General features: G+C 53.2%; 12 protein-coding genes. 10 read left to right on the plus strand and 2 right to left on the minus strand.

All coding sequences use genetic code 11. The features are described from left to right. Positions 1–3: 3 nt before the first annotated feature. The 7 genes from mfd (at position 4) to glyS (ending at position 10860) form a co-directional block, all read left to right on the plus strand. Positions 4–3597, plus strand: coding sequence for a transcription-repair coupling factor (mfd, locus tag G497_RS16685; protein ID WP_051257829.1), 3594 nt, complete (start codon positions 4–6; stop codon positions 3595–3597). A gap of 23 nt (positions 3598–3620) precedes the next feature. Continuing rightward, entirely contained in the window at positions 3621–4724 is a 1104-nt protein-coding gene (locus tag G497_RS0104165; protein WP_027187205.1) for a peptidylprolyl isomerase, read from the plus strand. A gap of 246 nt (positions 4725–4970) precedes the next feature. After that, a complete protein-coding gene (locus G497_RS0104170) occupies positions 4971–5912 on the plus strand; it encodes a SurA N-terminal domain-containing protein (protein WP_027187206.1) in 942 nt (313 codons plus the stop codon). A 134-nt stretch (positions 5913–6046) separates the two neighbouring features. Then, complete coding sequence (locus tag G497_RS0104175; RefSeq protein ID WP_027187207.1) at positions 6047–6979, plus strand: RodZ domain-containing protein; 933 nt, start codon at positions 6047–6049, stop codon at positions 6977–6979. 11 nt (positions 6980–6990) lie between these two features. Continuing rightward, positions 6991–7737, plus strand: a complete 747-nt coding sequence (gene recO, locus G497_RS0104180) for a DNA repair protein RecO (RefSeq protein WP_027187208.1) — start codon at positions 6991–6993, stop codon at positions 7735–7737. Positions 7738–7791: 54 nt separating this feature from the next. Next, positions 7792–8661 carry a glycine--tRNA ligase subunit alpha gene (gene glyQ / locus G497_RS0104185; protein ID WP_027187209.1) on the plus strand — a complete coding sequence of 290 codons (870 nt, stop codon included), beginning with the start codon at positions 7792–7794 and terminating at the stop codon, positions 8659–8661. 90 nt (positions 8662–8751) lie between these two features. Continuing rightward, positions 8752–10860 carry a glycine--tRNA ligase subunit beta gene (glyS, locus tag G497_RS0104190; RefSeq protein ID WP_027187210.1) on the plus strand — a complete coding sequence of 703 codons (2109 nt, stop codon included), beginning with the start codon at positions 8752–8754 and terminating at the stop codon, positions 10858–10860. A gap of 469 nt (positions 10861–11329) precedes the next feature. On the opposite strand, the gene G497_RS0104195 is transcribed toward glyS, so the two are convergent. After that, the gene (locus G497_RS0104195; RefSeq protein ID WP_027187211.1) at positions 11330–12127 is read right to left on the minus strand and encodes an undecaprenyl-diphosphate phosphatase; all 798 of its coding nucleotides are present in this window, start codon (positions 12125–12127) and stop codon (positions 11330–11332) included. A gap of 191 nt (positions 12128–12318) precedes the next feature. On the opposite strand from G497_RS0104195, the gene G497_RS0104200 reads away from it, so the two are divergent. Genes G497_RS0104200 through G497_RS16690 form a run of 3 tightly spaced genes read left to right on the plus strand, consistent with a single transcriptional unit; the run spans position 12319 to position 14822 of the window. Beyond that, positions 12319–12531: a hypothetical protein gene (locus G497_RS0104200; RefSeq protein ID WP_027187212.1), complete on the plus strand. Its 213-nt coding sequence runs from the start codon at positions 12319–12321 to the stop codon at positions 12529–12531. A gap of 36 nt (positions 12532–12567) precedes the next feature. Beyond that, positions 12568–13728, plus strand: a complete 1161-nt coding sequence (gene lptF, locus G497_RS0104205) for an LPS export ABC transporter permease LptF (RefSeq protein WP_027187213.1) — start codon at positions 12568–12570, stop codon at positions 13726–13728. Then, on the plus strand, positions 13728–14822 hold the full coding sequence (locus G497_RS16690; RefSeq protein WP_034636551.1) for an LptF/LptG family permease: 1095 nt from the start codon (positions 13728–13730) through the stop codon (positions 14820–14822). Before lptF ends, G497_RS16690 begins: the two co-directional genes overlap by 1 nt. 138 nt (positions 14823–14960) lie before the next feature. Here the strand turns inward: G497_RS16690 and yihA are convergent, their stop codons facing one another. Beyond that, positions 14961–15623 (minus strand): ribosome biogenesis GTP-binding protein YihA/YsxC, encoded by a 663-nt coding sequence (yihA, locus tag G497_RS16695; RefSeq protein ID WP_084515973.1) that lies wholly within the window; start codon positions 15621–15623, stop codon positions 14961–14963. Positions 15624–15855: the final 232 nt, after the last annotated feature.

Consider the following 15855-nt stretch of genomic DNA (forward strand, 5'->3'; position numbering starts at 1 on the left):
CAGTTGTCTTTCTCCACTCTTCTTCCCCTGTTTTCCAGTTCTTCTTCCCGTGCAGCAACGCTCTACAGGGCAGGGGCTGCCACCGTGGCCCGCCTGGCCCATGCCCTTATGGAGCAAGGCCGCAACGTAGTGGTGGTTGTGCCGGAAGCAGCCGCCATGGGCGAACACAAGGCCCTGCTTTCCCTGTTTTCTTCAGAAGAATCCATGGCTGAAGCACCCGCCGCCCAAGCCCGTTGGGAGCGCCCCTTTATTGTTATGCCGGGGCACCCCGCTAGCCTGGGGGGGAAAAGTGGCTGGGCGGAACGCATGGCTGCGCTTTACGCCTTGCGCCACCGCCGTCCTGTGCAGGGCGTGCTGGTAAGCCTGGACAATTTTTTATTGCGCCTGCCCCCTGCCAATATTTTTGATGCGCACGAACTGGGGCTGCGTAAAGGTATGGACATGGCACCTGATTTGGTGCTGGACCAGGCTGTGGACTGGGGGTACACCCGCACGCCCATGGTGGGGGGGCTGGGGGAGATTGCCCTGCGTGGTGATATTCTGGATATTTTTTGCCCCGGCTATGCAAAACCCCTGCGCCTGGAATTTTTTGGCGACACCCTGGAAGATATTCGCCTGTTTGACCCCATTTCCCAGCGGTCTTTGGCTTCTCTTGATGAAATGACGATGTTACCTGTGGCCCCGGTTATTGCTTCAGTTGCGCTGCGAAAAGAGGCAGAAGCCTTTTGGAAGCACAATGTAAAGGAAGGGCGCCTGGCCCAAAGCGACCTTGCCGGGCTTACCCGCATGCTGGATGGCGGCGGGGCAGGGCTGTTTTCCGGGGCATACTACCCCAAAGCTTCCCGGCTGGAAGAATGGCTGCCTCCAGACCCTGTCTTTTTGTTGCCAGGGGAACGGGACATTCCCTCTGCCCTTCTGGAGGCAGAACACAGTTGGAGCGCATACCTGGAAAAAGAGCGGGAACTGAAAGGGCTGCACCAGCCCCGTTCCCTTGTGTTGCGCCCCTGGGCCGACGTGCCTGCCGTTTTTGCCAAACGCGGGCGAGTGTATTGTACAGACCTGCGCGTGGGCGTACCGGAAGAAACGGAACATGCTTTTTCCCTGCCGGAAAAGCGGCTGGCAGAATTTCGGGAGGTTATGGCTTCCCCCCAGGCCCAGGAACGGCCCTGGCAACACCTTGTGGCGGTGATGCGTGCCTGGAGTGGCATTCGGGCAGATGCGGCCAGCCTACCCGCAGGGCAGGGTGAAGGCGAGGGCACGGCAGAAGAGACCACCCGTGACCTGCCCACAGCCATGCTGGCCAAGCCGCACCGCCGTGCCCAACTGGTGCTGAGTTTTGCCACGGAACGGGCTAGAAAGCGCTTTCTGACTCTGGCCGAGCAAGACGGCGTTATTCCCAAATTGCGCTACACCCCGGAAGAGCCCGGTGTGTTTGCCCTTATTTCCCCCTTCCGGGCCGGGGCTGCCCTGGAATGGGACACAACCCTGGTGCTGGGGGAAGACGTTATGCAGCCCCGGGTGGAGCGTGCACGGCGTATGCCTGCCGGAGCATTCCAGGGGCTGGACAGGTACGACAGCCTGCGTGAAGGCGACCCGCTTGTGCACCGTGATTACGGCGTGTGTACCTTTGGCGGCCTGCACCGCCTGAACCTTGGCACCATTGGCAACGACTACCTGCTGCTGCATTATGCCGGGGAAGACAAGCTGTATTTGCCTGTGGACAGGCTTTCCCTCATCCAGCGTTTTAAGGGGGCGGAAGGCATTGCCCCGGCCCTGGACAAGCTGGGGGGCACGCTATGGTCTTCCAGTAAGGAAAAAGCGCGCAAAGCCATTGAAAAAATTGCCGCTGACCTGGTGGAAATGTATGCCTTGCGCAAGGTGGTAAAGGGCTTCCGGTACACCCCCATTAATGAAATTTATCGGGAATTTGAAGCCTCCTTCGGGTTTGAAGAAACCCCGGACCAGGCTCGGGCCATTGAAGAAGTGCTGGCAGACATGGAAAAAGCCGAACCCATGGACCGCCTGGTGTGCGGCGATGTGGGGTTTGGCAAAACAGAAGTAGCCATTCGGGCGGCGTTTCGGGCTGCCCTGGAAGGCAGGCAGGCAGCCATATTATGCCCCACAACCATTCTGGCAGAGCAGCATTACCAAACATTCAAGGGCCGTCTTGCGGGTTTTCCGGTGAATGTGGCCATGCTTTCACGCTTCGTGACCAAGGCAAAGCAAAAAGAAGTGCTGGAAGCTGTGCGCAAGGGGCAGGTGGATATTCTTATTGGCACGCACCGTTTACTTTCCAAAGATGTGGAACTGCCCAACCTGGGCCTGCTTGTGTTGGATGAAGAACAGCGCTTTGGCGTGCGGCACAAGGAACGCCTTAAGGAAATGCGTAAAAATGTAGATGCCCTGACGCTGACAGCAACGCCCATTCCGCGCACGTTGCAGCTTTCTCTTTCCGGCATCCGCGAACTTTCCATTATTGAAACGCCTCCAACAGATAGAAAACCTGTGGCAACGGCCTTGATTGACAGGGATGATGCCACCCTGAAGCAAATTGTTGAACGTGAAATAGCCAGAGAAGGGCAGGTGTTTTGGGTGCATAACCGGGTGCAGGGGCTTACCCGTGTGGCTGAGTATGTGAAAAAACTGGTGCCCCATGCCCGCATTGGTCTGGCCCATGGGCAAATGGGAGAAAAAGAGCTGGAAGACACCATGCACAAGTTCTGGCATGCGGAACTGGATGTACTGGTGTGTACTTCTATCGTGGAATCTGGCCTGGATTTTCCCAGGGCCAATACATTGGTAGTGGACCAGGCCCACATGTTTGGCCTTGGGCAGTTATACCAGTTGCGGGGCAGGGTGGGCCGTTCAGAACGGCAGGCCTTTGCCGTGTTTGTCACCCCGGACCCTGATAAATTGCAAGACATTGCCCGCCAGCGGCTGCGCATTATTCTGGATATGGACTACCTGGGGGCTGGCTTCCAGGTGGCCATGGAAGACCTGCGCCTGCGCGGGGCTGGCAACATTCTTGGGGAGTCGCAGTCTGGCCACATGAACCGCCTGGGGCTTGACCTGTTCCTTGAAATGCTGGAAGAAGCCGTGGCAAAACTCAAGGGTTCCAACATGCCGGTGTTTGCGGAAACGGAACTCTCCCTGTGTATTCCTGCATTTATTCCTGAAGAATATATGCCGGACAACAAAGAACGCCTGCGCTATTACAAGCTACTTTCTTCCGCCCCCACCCAGGCAGAAATGCAAGAAGTGGTGTTTGAAATGCGCGACAGGTTTGGCAAGGTGCCGCAAGAATTGCATAACTTTGTCGAGGTGCTGGCCTTCAAGCGCATTGCTACAAAGTATGGCATTGCCAAGGCAGATATCTACCCGGACAAGGTGCGCCTTGCCTTTACAGAGCAAAGCGCCCCAGACCCTGCTGCGTTAATAGCGTTTGTTACTGAACAACGGGAAAAAGGCGTGGCCCTGCGGCTGCAACCGCCATGTGTGCTGGAAGTGCCCATGGGGGCAGGGGAAGTGGCGGAAGGCCTGGCTTTTGTTACCGGGCTGTTGCGCACAGCACCTCTAGTGCAGCCCCTTGCGTCTTGAGCCGATGGAGCGTATAAATATTCATGATGCAATCAAATAACTCATCTTTCTTACTGCGCGTCCTGCGCGGGCAAGCCTGTGCTCTTGTATGCCTTGCCCTTGTAAGCCTGCTTTTTGTGGCAGGGTGTACCCCTGCGCCCAAGCTTGGCGTGGTGGCCACAGTTAATGGGGCCCCCATTACCTTTGAAGAACTTGAAGCGCGCCGGGCCGGCCTGTTTCCTCTTTCCCTGGAAGGGTTTACCAATGCCCCTCGGGAGGTGCTTTTGCAGCAGTACCAGTATGCGCTGCAAGAGCTGATTCAGGAACAGCTTATTCTGCATGAAATGGCCCAGAAAAAAATCACCCTGCCTGAAGGGGTACTTGATGCCCGAGAAGCCCTTATCAGGGCAGACTATCCTTCAGGTGCTTTTGAACAAATGCTGCTTGAAGAAGGTATTGCTTACCCTGCCTGGCACAAGGCCCTGCAAGCCCAACTTATGGTAGAACATTTTCTGGGCACGGTTATCCGTTCCCAAATAAGCCTTTCCCCGGCAGAGGTGGAAGAATATTACCAGGCCCACCGTGCCGATTTTATTCAGCCAGAACAATGGCATTTCATGCAGTTTACCGGGGTGGAAAAAAACGGTGTGCAAAAGGCTGTGCAGTCTTTCATGCAAACAGCAAATGCCACTGCCGTGCAAAAAAACTATGCTGTTGTTGTGCGCGACATCCGTATGGCAAAAGACAAGTTGCCTGAAGATGTCACCAAAGAACTGGCAACGGCGGCAGAGGGTAAGGCAACAGCAGTAAAGAAAAATGCGGATACCTTCAGGGCATTTATTCTTGTAGAAAAAGCACCGGAACGTGCGTTAAGCCCTGCGGATATATATAGCCGGGTGGAGCAGGTGCTTGTGGAAAGCAAGCAAAAATCTGTGCTGGATGAATGGCTGGAAAAGCGCATTAAAAAAAGTTCCATTCTTGTGCACCCCCTTTTGGGGCAGGCCAGCACTGCCACCCAAGAGCAGGGTGAAAAGCTTCCTCCTGCCGGGGGGAAACAAGCCCAACAAGCCATTGAAGAAGCCCCTGTGGAAGAACCGCAAGACGCAGACCAAGGCCCTGCCCCCATGCAAAACAAGGCAAACCCATAGGCCGTTGTATTATAGTACTGTTCTTGGGGGGCCCTGCGGTATTTGAGGATACTATATTTATGCCCAGCAAGCACGATGCTTGCACAAGCCGCTAAAAAAGTTTAGGTGTTAACGGAGTTTCCTTCGCTGTGTCCATGTTTGTCCTTTTTGCTAGCTGCAGGAAGGGGAGTTGTTTGCCAGGGTTGCTGGTTGCGCTTGCAGGGTTCCTGGGCGCTTTTCCTTCACCTCTATAACCGGAGAGTTACGGTGTCGCTTTCTTCACGCCTGTTTGTCCTTCCTTTATTGTTTTTAGCTCTTGGCCAACAGCCCAAAGCTAATGCTGCCCCTGCTACCGTGAACAAGATTGTGGCGGTTGTAAATGGTGAAATGATTACCCTGCATGAGGTGCGCGCCCGAATTGGCATTGAAATGGCACAACAGCGTAAGTCGTTAACGCCGGAGCAGGCAGAAAACCTTGTGCTCCCCACCCTGGACACCATGATCAATGATATTTTGATGCGCCAGGAAGCAAAACGACTTAAAATTACTGTGGCAGACACGGAAATTGACCCGGAAATACGCCGCATGGTGCAGCGCAGCCGTATGTCGCAACGCGACTTTGAAGCCCGCCTGGTAAGCCAGGGGTCCAGCATTAAAGAATTACGTGAACAAATCCAGAACAACATCATGCGCCAGCGCATTTACGCCATCATGGTGGCCCGTAAAATTACTGTGCCGGAAGAAGATGTGCGGCGTTTTTATGATGCCAACACAGATATGTTCACGTCTGAAAAGAAAGCTGATTTTTCCATTCTTATGTTCTCTCCCAATGTAGATGCACAAAGCATTTACGCGCAAATTAAAAGCAATGCCATAAGCTTTGAAGAGGCCGCCAAGAAATATTCGGTAGACCCGAACTCTAAAAATGGCGGGAACGTTGGGGCCATTCCCTGGGACAGGCTCCCCGCACCCATGCAAAACCTGTTTACTCAGCAGCTTAAACCTGGGCAAATGACCCCCCTTGTACGCATCGATAAAAACATGGGAATTATTCGCTTAAACAGCATAGATCCAGGCGGTAAGGTAATGCCCTTTGAAGAGGTGAAACGTGAAGCGGAAGACCGTGCGCGTGAGCCACTGGTGCGTGAGCGCATGAATGAGTACATTAAGCAACTGCGCGGCAAAGCGGTTATTGATATGCGCCTGTAGGCGTTGATACCATACTGATTGTTGCCGTCTTTTTTATTGCGTAAAAGACAGAGGGAAGCACGCAACCAGTGTTTCCCTCAACTCTGGCAGAATGCGGTTGGCACAATTCAGCTTTTGATACTGGTGAGGTTTGCATGACATTACTTGAACTTGGGCAGGAAATTCGCGGGCGCAGAGAAGCGCTTGATTTTTCCATTGATGAAGTCGCTGGGCGCATTAAGGTTTCGGCCCGTATATTGCGGGCTATCGAAGAAGGAAACCTGAGTGGCTTGCCCCATGCTGTGTATACGCGCGGGTTTATTCGGGCGTATGCTTCCCTTGTGGGGCTTGAAGCAGAACAGCTTGCCAAGGCGCTTGAAACAATTTTCCCCCCTGATGAAGGGGAGGAACTTGCCCCTGTTACCCCTGCCTTTACACGCCCTGTGCCTGCTGGGGAACTAGGCAAACGCCTGGCCATTATTGTGTTTATTCTGCTGCTCCTTGCCGGAGTGGTGGGAGGGGGGTGGTACATAACCACCACCTACGGCTCAAAAATAATTGAGCTTGTGAAACAGCCTTTCTCTGCCGTAACCCCTTCCACAGGGGTTACTCCTATTATGGCGGTTGCCAACTCTTCCCTGGAGAACCCCCAAATTACTGACGTTCATCAAGCAGAGCCTGCCCCGCAGGAAGCGCAAGACGCTTCCCAGCATGCCGAACCCACCATGGAAGCTGGCCAGTTAGCCACTTCTGCGGGCACTGTGGCTGCTTCCCAGCCTGCCACGCCCCCTGCAAACCCTGCCGCCAGCCAGGAAGGCCTGAACCAGCATGAACGTGCTGCCATTGCAGCCAATAAGCAAATTGTGTACATAAGCGCCACCGAAGACTGCTACCTTGGCATTACCGCAGATAATGGCAAACTGATTCACCACATGTTGAAAGCGAATGAATCATACCCCGTGGTGTTTACGGATTCCCTCAAGCTGCTTCTTGGCAATGCCGGGGGCATTTCCATTCGTTATAACGGAAAAGACCTGGGAGAAATTGGGGCAAAAGGCAAACCGCGCCTGTTGCTGTTCCCCATGTAGCGTTGCAACCAATGGAATTTTCAGAACAGGCAGTTATTCTGCAAGTAGGTAAAATGCGAGAAGCCGACCTTTGGGTTCGGCTTCTTTCCCCTTCTAGGGGGGTATATTCCGCCTTTGCCTTTGGGGGCAGCCGCAGCAGAAGGCGCTTTGTGGGGTGCCTGGATATGTTCAACCGGGTACTGTTCCGGGTGGAGCAAAGCCCACGTTCCCAGTACCTTACCCTGCGTGAAGGGGTGTTGCTACAAGGCCCGGCCCGGCTACGAACAGACTGGGGCCGCCTTGGTATTGCAGTAAACTGCGCCAAATTTTTACAGGCTTTTGGCCTGACACCGGAAGGGGCAGGCAAAGCGCACGCTTTGTTTTGTGAATTGTTGCAAGCCCTTGAAGAAGGGGAGAATACCCCCAATCTGTTGCCGGTGTTTTTTCGCATGCGGCTGGCATACGACCAGGGATATGCTGTAAACCCTAGTACTTGCGCCGAATGCGGTAAAGATATACAAATAGAGGGCGCGTACTTTTCAGTGCGTGCCGGAGTGCTGGTGTGCGGGGGGTGTGTTGGGCTTTGCCCGGATAAGCCCCTTGCCATGAGCTCAGAAGCACTTGCCGTATTGCGGGCGGTGCTTTTTTCTCCCCTTGCCCAATGGGGCAGTGTGGTGGTTAGCCTGCGGGGCCGCAATGAATGCGGCAGGGCAATAGACGGCTTTATTCATTACCATGTGGGCCTTTCCTGGGAAAACGGGTACTTTGCCCGTTCATAGTGGGGAATGTGCCAAAACGGCTGCCTGGCAGCATTTCAAGCGTGTGGAGCGTATATGCACTTTCAAGACCTGTTTTTAACGTTGCAACGGTTCTGGGCTGGTAAAGGCTGCCTTATTGGGAACTCCTTTGATGTGGAGTGCGGCGCAGGAACCTTTAACCCGAACACGTTCCTTCGGGTTATTGGGCCGGAACCATGGAATGTTGCTTATGTTGAAGCTTCCCGCAGGCCAACAGACGGGCGCTATGGGGAAAACCCCAACAGGTTGCAGCACTACTTTCAGTTTCAGGTAATTTTAAAGCCTTCCCCGGCCAACGTGCAGGAAATGTACCTGGAAAGTCTGCAAGCCTTGGGCATTAACCCGGCAAAGCACGACATCCGGTTTGTGGAAGACGACTGGGAATCGCCCACCCTGGGTGCCTGGGGGCTTGGCTGGGAAGTGTGGCTGAACGGCATGGAAGTGACCCAGTTTACCTATTTCCAGCAGGTTGGTGGCATAGACCTTGCCCCGGTAAGCGTTGAAATTACCTATGGCTTGGAACGGTTATGCATGTACTTGCAGGAAAAGGAATCTATTTACGACCTTACCTGGAATGACCACGTGACCTATGGCGAGCTGTACCACCAAAATGAAGTGGAGCAGTCGCACTGCAATTTTCAAGGCAACGACCCGGAAATGCTCCTGCGCCACTTTACCGACTTTGAACACACCGCCCACCGGCTTGTGGAGCAGGGACTTTTATGGCCCGCTTATGATTACACCATGAAGTGTTCCCACGCCTTTAACCTGCTTGATGCCCGCGGTGCCATTTCCATTACAGAACGCACAGCCTACATTGGCAGGGTGCGTGGTGTTGCTTCGGCTGTGGCCCGCCTGTACGCAAAACAGCGCCAGGACATGGGCTACCCCATGCTTGGGAAGTAATATTCGCCGTAATATATGTTTTGCCAGGGCTGGCTGCTGCCATGTTACCCCTGGCACACAGGATTCACGCAGGAACCAAGGAAAAAAAGTATGCCCACGTTTATACTTGAAATAGGTACAGAAGAATTGCCCTCCCGCTTTCTGGCAGATGCGGAAAAAGAACTTGCCACCCGCCTGCAGGCAGGGTTTGATGCACACGGCCTTACCTATGAAGGCGTTACCGTTGCTTCCACCCCCCGCCGCCTTGTATACTATGTTAGCAACATGGCGGAAACGGCTATTTTTAAAGAAGAAGTAGTTATGGGCCCCCCCATGAAGGCAGCCTATGACGTTGGGGGCCGCCCCACACGTGCCGCAGAAGGGTTTGCCAAAACCCATAATGTGACGCTTGAAGACACATTCTCTGTGGATACGGACAAAGGGGCTTACCTGGCTGTACGCAAGAACACTGGCGGGGAAAAAGCCGCAGACCTGCTGCCTGCCATTTGTACGGCTGTCGTCAGTTCCTTGCCTTTCCCCAAGCGCATGCGCTGGGGAGCAAGTGAATTCACCTTTGCCCGCCCCTTGCGCTGGGTGCTGTGCCTGCTGGGCAGCCAACCTATTTCATTTACCGTAGGGCCTGTCACTTCCGGCAACCAAACGTATGGCCACCGCGTGCATGGCGCAGGCCCATTCATGGTGCCCACTGCGGCGGATTACTTTACCCTGATGAAAAACCAGGGTCATGTGGTGGTTGAAGGGCAGGAGCGCCTGCAACGCATTCAAAGCGACGGAACGCGCCTTGCCAAAGATAAGGGCGGCGTTGTGCTGTGGAAGCAAAGCCTGCTTCAGGAAGTGCAAGGGTTATGTGAACACCCGGTACCTATTCTTGGTGCCTTTGACCCGGCATTTCTTGAAGTGCCGCGTGAAGTGCTGCTGACTAGTATGGAGAGCCACCAGAAAAGTTTTGGCCTGGAAAATAGTGAAGGCTGCCTGTTGCCCTATTTCCTTACCGTACTGAACATTGACCCCCAAGACCTTTCCCTGGTGCAAAAAGGATGGGAGCGCGTGCTGCGTGCCCGCCTGGAAGATGCCCGCTTCTTCTGGAAAACAGACCTTGCCGCCGGGTTTGAGCCCTGGCTGCATGCCCTGGATTCTGTTATTTTTCTTGCCCCCCTTGGTAGCATGGGTGAAAAAACACGCCGTGTTTCCCGCCTGTGCCAGTGGCTGGCTGAAAGCGTTGCTGCCACTACCCCAGGTTTTGTTGTGGCCCCGGAAGATGCCGCCCGTGCTGGCCGCCTTTCTAAAGCAGATCTTGTTTCAGAAATGGTGAAGGAATTTGACACCCTGCAAGGTATTATGGGGGGCATTTACGCCACCCGTGCAGGAGAGCATGAAGCCGTTGCCGCTGCCCTGGCAGAACAATACCTGCCTGCCGGGCCGGAAAGCCCTGTGCCTGCTTCTGCTTGCGGGGCGCTGCTTTCCATGGCTGATAAGGCAGACACCCTGGCTGGCTGTTTTGGCCTGGGCATGATTCCTTCCGGCACAGCAGACCCTTACGCCCTGCGCCGTGCAGCCCTTGGCATTGCTCGCATCATAAAAGAAAAAGGCCTGCGCCTGGATGTGCGCGTGCTGCTGCAAAAAGCCCTGGAAAATTACAGCGATGTGCAGTGGAAGTTGCCTGCCGAACAGGCCCTGCCCCGGCTTGAAGAATTCTTTACCCAGCGCTTGAAGCATTACTTTATTGCTGCCGGGTATAACACCCTGTTTGTTGATTCATGCTTGCTGGCAGGCTCCCATGATGTGTGCGCCGTGGCCCGCCGGGTGGAAGCCCTGGCCGCGGAAAGCCAGAAGCCGGATTTTGAAGCCACCGTGCTCACCTTTAAGCGCATGGCGAACATTACCCGTAAGCAGGCTCAGGAAGGCGGCACCCCCCTGACAGGGGAGTACAAGGCCAGCCTGTTTGCTGAAGCCGCGGAAAAACGCCTGGCTGAAGAATTCGAGCGCATTACACCCGAATTTGATGTTCTGTGGGCCAAAGACGATTACGTCGGGCTGTTTGGGCTCATTCTGCCCCTGCGCCCGTTTGTAGATGCCTTCTTCACCGACGTTATGGTCATGTGTGAAGAGGAAACCGTGCGCACCAACCGCCTGAATCTCATCACCGCCATTGTGCAGCGCCTGGGCAGGCTGGCGGACTTTTCTGCCCTGCAAATGTAAGGGAAACGCTGATTTATTCCGTTTGGCGGCGTTGCTTCGCTTTTTTGAAACAGTCGAGGACAGAAGAGTTGACTCGGCCCTTCCTGGGCCTCGGCCTTCGGCTCCCGCCCTTTGGGCGGTTCCCAATTCTGCTTTCCTGCAAAATTGTCACTCCTGCTTCAAAAAAAGCTCGCGCCTTGCCAAACAAAATAACTGCGCGTTTCCAAAAAAACATGAGAAGTAATGTTGAGAATTGGGGGGAACCATCAGGGCATGATGCCCTGTTGGTTCCCCCTCTTCCCCCCTCCTTTACCCCATATGTGTGGGGTGAAGGAGTTTTTGTTTTAGGAAATACTGTCAAACGAAGCAACGGAGCGTTTCTCAAAAAACGATTACTGTATCCTGTGCATGGCATAATACAAAAGAAGAGGGGCCAACCACTGTGTACTGTGGTTTGCCCCTCTTTATGAGCGGATAAGCGTTTTCTTAGCTACATCCAGAAATAAAAAACAATGGGCGCAATGGCCAGGCGGTACCAGGCAAAGGGCCGGAAGGACATGGAGCTGACAAGGCGAATAAGCAGGGAAATGGCACCAAGGGCCGCCAGGAAGGAAACAAGGGTACCCACCGCAAAGAACATCCAGTCTGCGTGGCGCAGGGCATCGGCATTTTTCAGCAGGGAGTAGCCAGTGGCAGCCACCATAATGGGCACAGCCGCCATAAAGGAATATTCGGCAGCCAGTTCACGCCGGGCACCCAGCAGCAGCCCCCCCATAATGGTGGAAGCAGAGCGGGAAAAGCCGGGCCACAAGGCAAGGCACTGAAAGCACCCAATGCCAAAGGCCACAGCCGGGGTAATGTCGTCCAGGCTGACATAGCGCGGGCGGGCCTTGCGGCGTTCCACCAGCAGAATGGCCGCGCCCCCCACAGCCAGGGCAAGGGAAACACTCACGGGGTTAAACAGCTTGTCATGAATAAAGGAATTGGCAAAAAGCCCCACAATGCTGGCGGGCAGGGTGGTCAGTAATAAAAGGCCCATGCCCCGTACGCCGGAAAAACGCACAAGGGGTTTGGGGGCAAGCAACCCCCAAAAGCGCCGCCAGTAAAGCACCACCACCGCCAAAATGGAACCAAGCTGAATGACCACTTCAAACGTGTTGATGTTTGCCTGGTTTTGTATGTTTAAAAGCGAGCCCACAATAATGAGGTGCCCGGTGGAAGAAATAGGCAAAAATTCTGTAATTCCTTGGACAAGTCCAAGAATCGCAGCAATAACAAGATCATGCATGGAACGTTCCGTAACAGCCGCACGCAGCGGGTGGAAGGGTGAGGTGAATCTTCCAATAAGGCAGGGAAATACAGCATCAAGACTCTCCTTGCAAGCTCTTTATGCTTGTTGTAATGTACCCGTTAGCTTTAAACGCTAAGGTTACAGCCCTGTGCCCGTTAGTTTTGAAGCTAGCATGAAGGAGCAAACCCATGGCAACCATTATACCTCATTCTGAACAGGTACACCGTGCAGTGCAGTATGTGCTGGAAGCAAAAATTCAGTTTCCAGAAAAACGGCTCGATTCACTTGTGGAAGAGGCAGCCATGCGGTATACCCTTTCTCCGATTGAAGCAGAGTCTCTTTTGCGGCTGTTACATGAAGAACTCACCCCCGGCAAGCAGTCAGTGTTTCCCTCGTCATAATGGTGCTGTAACACACAAAAGGATGTTTTTCTGTTTATTCCAACACTACACCGCTTTCTCTTTAAAGAGCTTGTGCAAACCTTTGTGCTTTGTGCCATCTCGCTGCTTACCCTTATTTTAATAAGCCGTGGCGTGCAAATGCGTGAGCTTTTTTTAAACCTAGATCTTTCCTTTTGGGAAACAACCCTGTTGTTTGCCTACATGATGCCCCTGTTTTTGCTGCTGGTGTTGCCCATTTCCTGTATGCTCAGTATTTTTCTTACTTTTTTGCGCATGAGTACAGACAGGGAACTGGTGGCGCTTAAAGCCAGCGGCATAAGTATTTTTCAACTAATGCGTGGCCCCATGGTCTTTTCCACCCTGTGCATGCTGTTGGCGTTTGCTGTTTCCATGCACGGCATTGCCTGGGGCATGGGCAATTTTCGGGCCTTGTTGCTGAGCCTTGCCAACACAAAAGCCCAAATTGTGTTGCAACCAGGTGTTTTCAACCAGGACTTACTGGGGAAAACCTTGTTTACCCGCAGCATAGACCCCAAAACCGGCACGTTATATCAGGTAATTTTTGAAGACCGTAATGTGGATGAAGCCCGCACCGTGACCTTTATTGCGCCGGAAGGGAATATTGAAACCGACCAGGAAAAGGGTGAAATGCATTTTTCCCTGAAAGATGGACGCATTTATCAGGTTACAGAAGGTAAACTGAGCATACTTGATTTTAAACGCTACCTGCTGCAACTGGACATAAGCAAACTGCTTTCCGGGGCAGATATTGGCAGCATCCGGCCCAAAGAAATGGGCTGGGAAACGCTCATCCAACTGCGCAGCGTAAATGATCATAAAGATGAGCGCTTTCGCAACAAGGTTGGGGTAGAAATTCAAAAGCGCATGGCATTGCCTGTGGCCTGCCTGGTGCTTGGCCTGTTTGCCATTCCTGTGGCCTGCTTTTTTGAAGGGGTACACAGGCAAGTGGGTGTTGTGGTAGCCCTGGTGATGTTTTTGATGTATTATAGCCTGCTTTCTTTAGGTTTTTCTTTGGGCGAGGCTGGCGCACTGCACCCAGGCATAAGCATTTGGATGGCAAACGCCGTGTTTGCCCTGTTGGGCGTGGGGGGGCTGGTGCTTGTTGGCAAAGAACGTGTGCCCCAGCTTGGCATGTTGCTTCTGCCGTTTTTGCGTAAGTGGAAAAAGGCGGAATAATGAAACTGCTTTCCCGTTATCTTGTACGGCAAAATCTGTTTTTGGTATTTGTCATTTTGCTTGTTGGGGTAGGCATTTATGTGCTTACAGACCTGTTTGAACTGCTGGACAGATTTGTGGAAGCAAAACTGCCGGCAAAAACAGTGCTGTGGTATTATGTCATTAAATTGCCTGCCATTGTGGCGCAACTATTGCCTGCCATTTTCTTGCTGGCTATGGTGCTGCAACTGAACATGCTGGAACGCAGCAAAGAACTGATAGCCCTGTATTCAGGGGGTATTTCTCCTTTCGTGCTGCTGCGCTTTATTGTCATTTATTCCCTTGTTTGGGCTGTGGCCCAATTGTTTTTTGCTGAAGCCCTTGGCGTTACAGGTGAACGCGAAGCCCGGCGCATTTGGCAAGAACAGGTGCAGCAAACAGGCGGGGGGAAAGATACCCTGAACCATGTGTGGTTTACAGACAAAGAGCATATTGTCTATGTGGAACAGGCTGCACCAAACCTGGGCACGGCACAGGGGGTGCGCATTTACACCCTGGCCCCCTCAGGTGATGACCTGGAAGCGATTATCAGCGCAAAAACCGTTACCCTGGATAAAAAAGTGTGGCATTTGCACGATGTAAGCCGGGTAACAACACAAACCATGGTTAGCGAACAGCTTGATTCACTTGAATTTCCGCTGCGCCAAGACCTCAAGGCTTTTTTGTTGGTGGAATCGTGGTCAAAACCGGAACGCTTACCCTTATGGGAGTTGCGTGATGTTATTAAACGGCTGGAGCGTGCAGGCTCTAACATAGAAAGTTTGCGCACTGTTTGGCATTCTAAAATTGCCTATGCTGGCTCGGTTATCATTATGGGGCTACTGGCCCTTGCCATTATGCAACACACCAAAAGTGTGTATAAGGCGGTGGGGTTTTCCCTGGTGGCCATCTTCTTTTTTTATAGCGCTAACACCATTAGCGTAACCATTGGCAAGGGGGGCTCTCTTCCCCCGTTGGTGGCCGCCTGGCTTACCAACGGGGTAGCATTGCTGCTTCTTGCAGTGGTTTTCCTGTGGCCTGTGTTGCGCCATGTGGCAGCAAGCAGGCGCGCCTAACACAAATTCGTACCGTCACTGAACGGTATGCAGTATTCCCCAGGCTATTCTCCAAAAAAATGGGCACCTTTGTATAGGTGCCCATACTGGGTTCGTCCTCTGGAACAATTGGCCCGTGGGTATACCCACAAAGAAAAACTACACTGCGGTGTCGTCTTGTGTAACCATGTTTTCAGGGGCAATGCCTTCTTCCCCCTCAAAGCCTTGTTCGCTTTCTTTCACCACCAGCAGGGCCAGCACTTCTTGCCACAGGGCATCCACCCCCTGGCGTTTTCCTGCGGAAGTTACAATAATGTCATCATGCCCCAAAATTTCGGACCAGGCCTTGCGGCATTGGTGCAGTTCTTTGCGGGTGCATTTGTCTGCCTTGGTCATAACGGGCAGTACCCGAAGCCCCAGGGAAATGGCATACTGGGCAAGCCGCACGTCAAGCAGTTGGGGCGTAAGGCGTGAATCAATAAGCAATGCCAGGGCACGCAGGCCAGGGCAACTTTGAAAATATTTTTCCAGCAGCTTTGCCCATTTGTTGCGTTCATCCTGGCTACATTTGGCATACCCATAGCCGGGCAAATCCACCAAAAAAGTATTGCCATTGTTAATGGCATAATAATTTATGCTGCGGGTTTTGCCAGGGGTGGAGCTTGTTTTTGCCAATTGCTTGCGGCCTGCCAAGGCGTTGATGAGCGAGGATTTACCTACGTTGGAACGCCCGGCCAAGGCTACCTGGGGTGCTTCAAGGTTCAACAACTGGTCGAAGGAATAGGCCGTGGCCATAAGGGTAAGGCTGGGAGCGGGGTGCATATGAGGGATCCTGGCAGGGGGCCTGCGGTTGGCGGTTTTTTTGCAGTAGTCTTGTGGCTTGACAACAAGCACGAGTATGAGAAAATAACAGGTTGTTCGTGCGGTTTCAACCATGCGTTTGCCGGGCTGAAGTTTGCAGGAAACTGTTCCCCGCGTGCGGTTTTTTCGCTGCCACGCCAGAACAGAGGCATAATTCTCGTTATTATTTTATTTTCAACAATCTGGAGGAACC

The sequence above is a fragment of the Desulfovibrio cuneatus DSM 11391 genome, from assembly GCF_000430005.1.
Classification (GTDB): Bacteria; Desulfobacterota; Desulfovibrionia; order Desulfovibrionales; family Desulfovibrionaceae; genus Frigididesulfovibrio; species Frigididesulfovibrio cuneatus.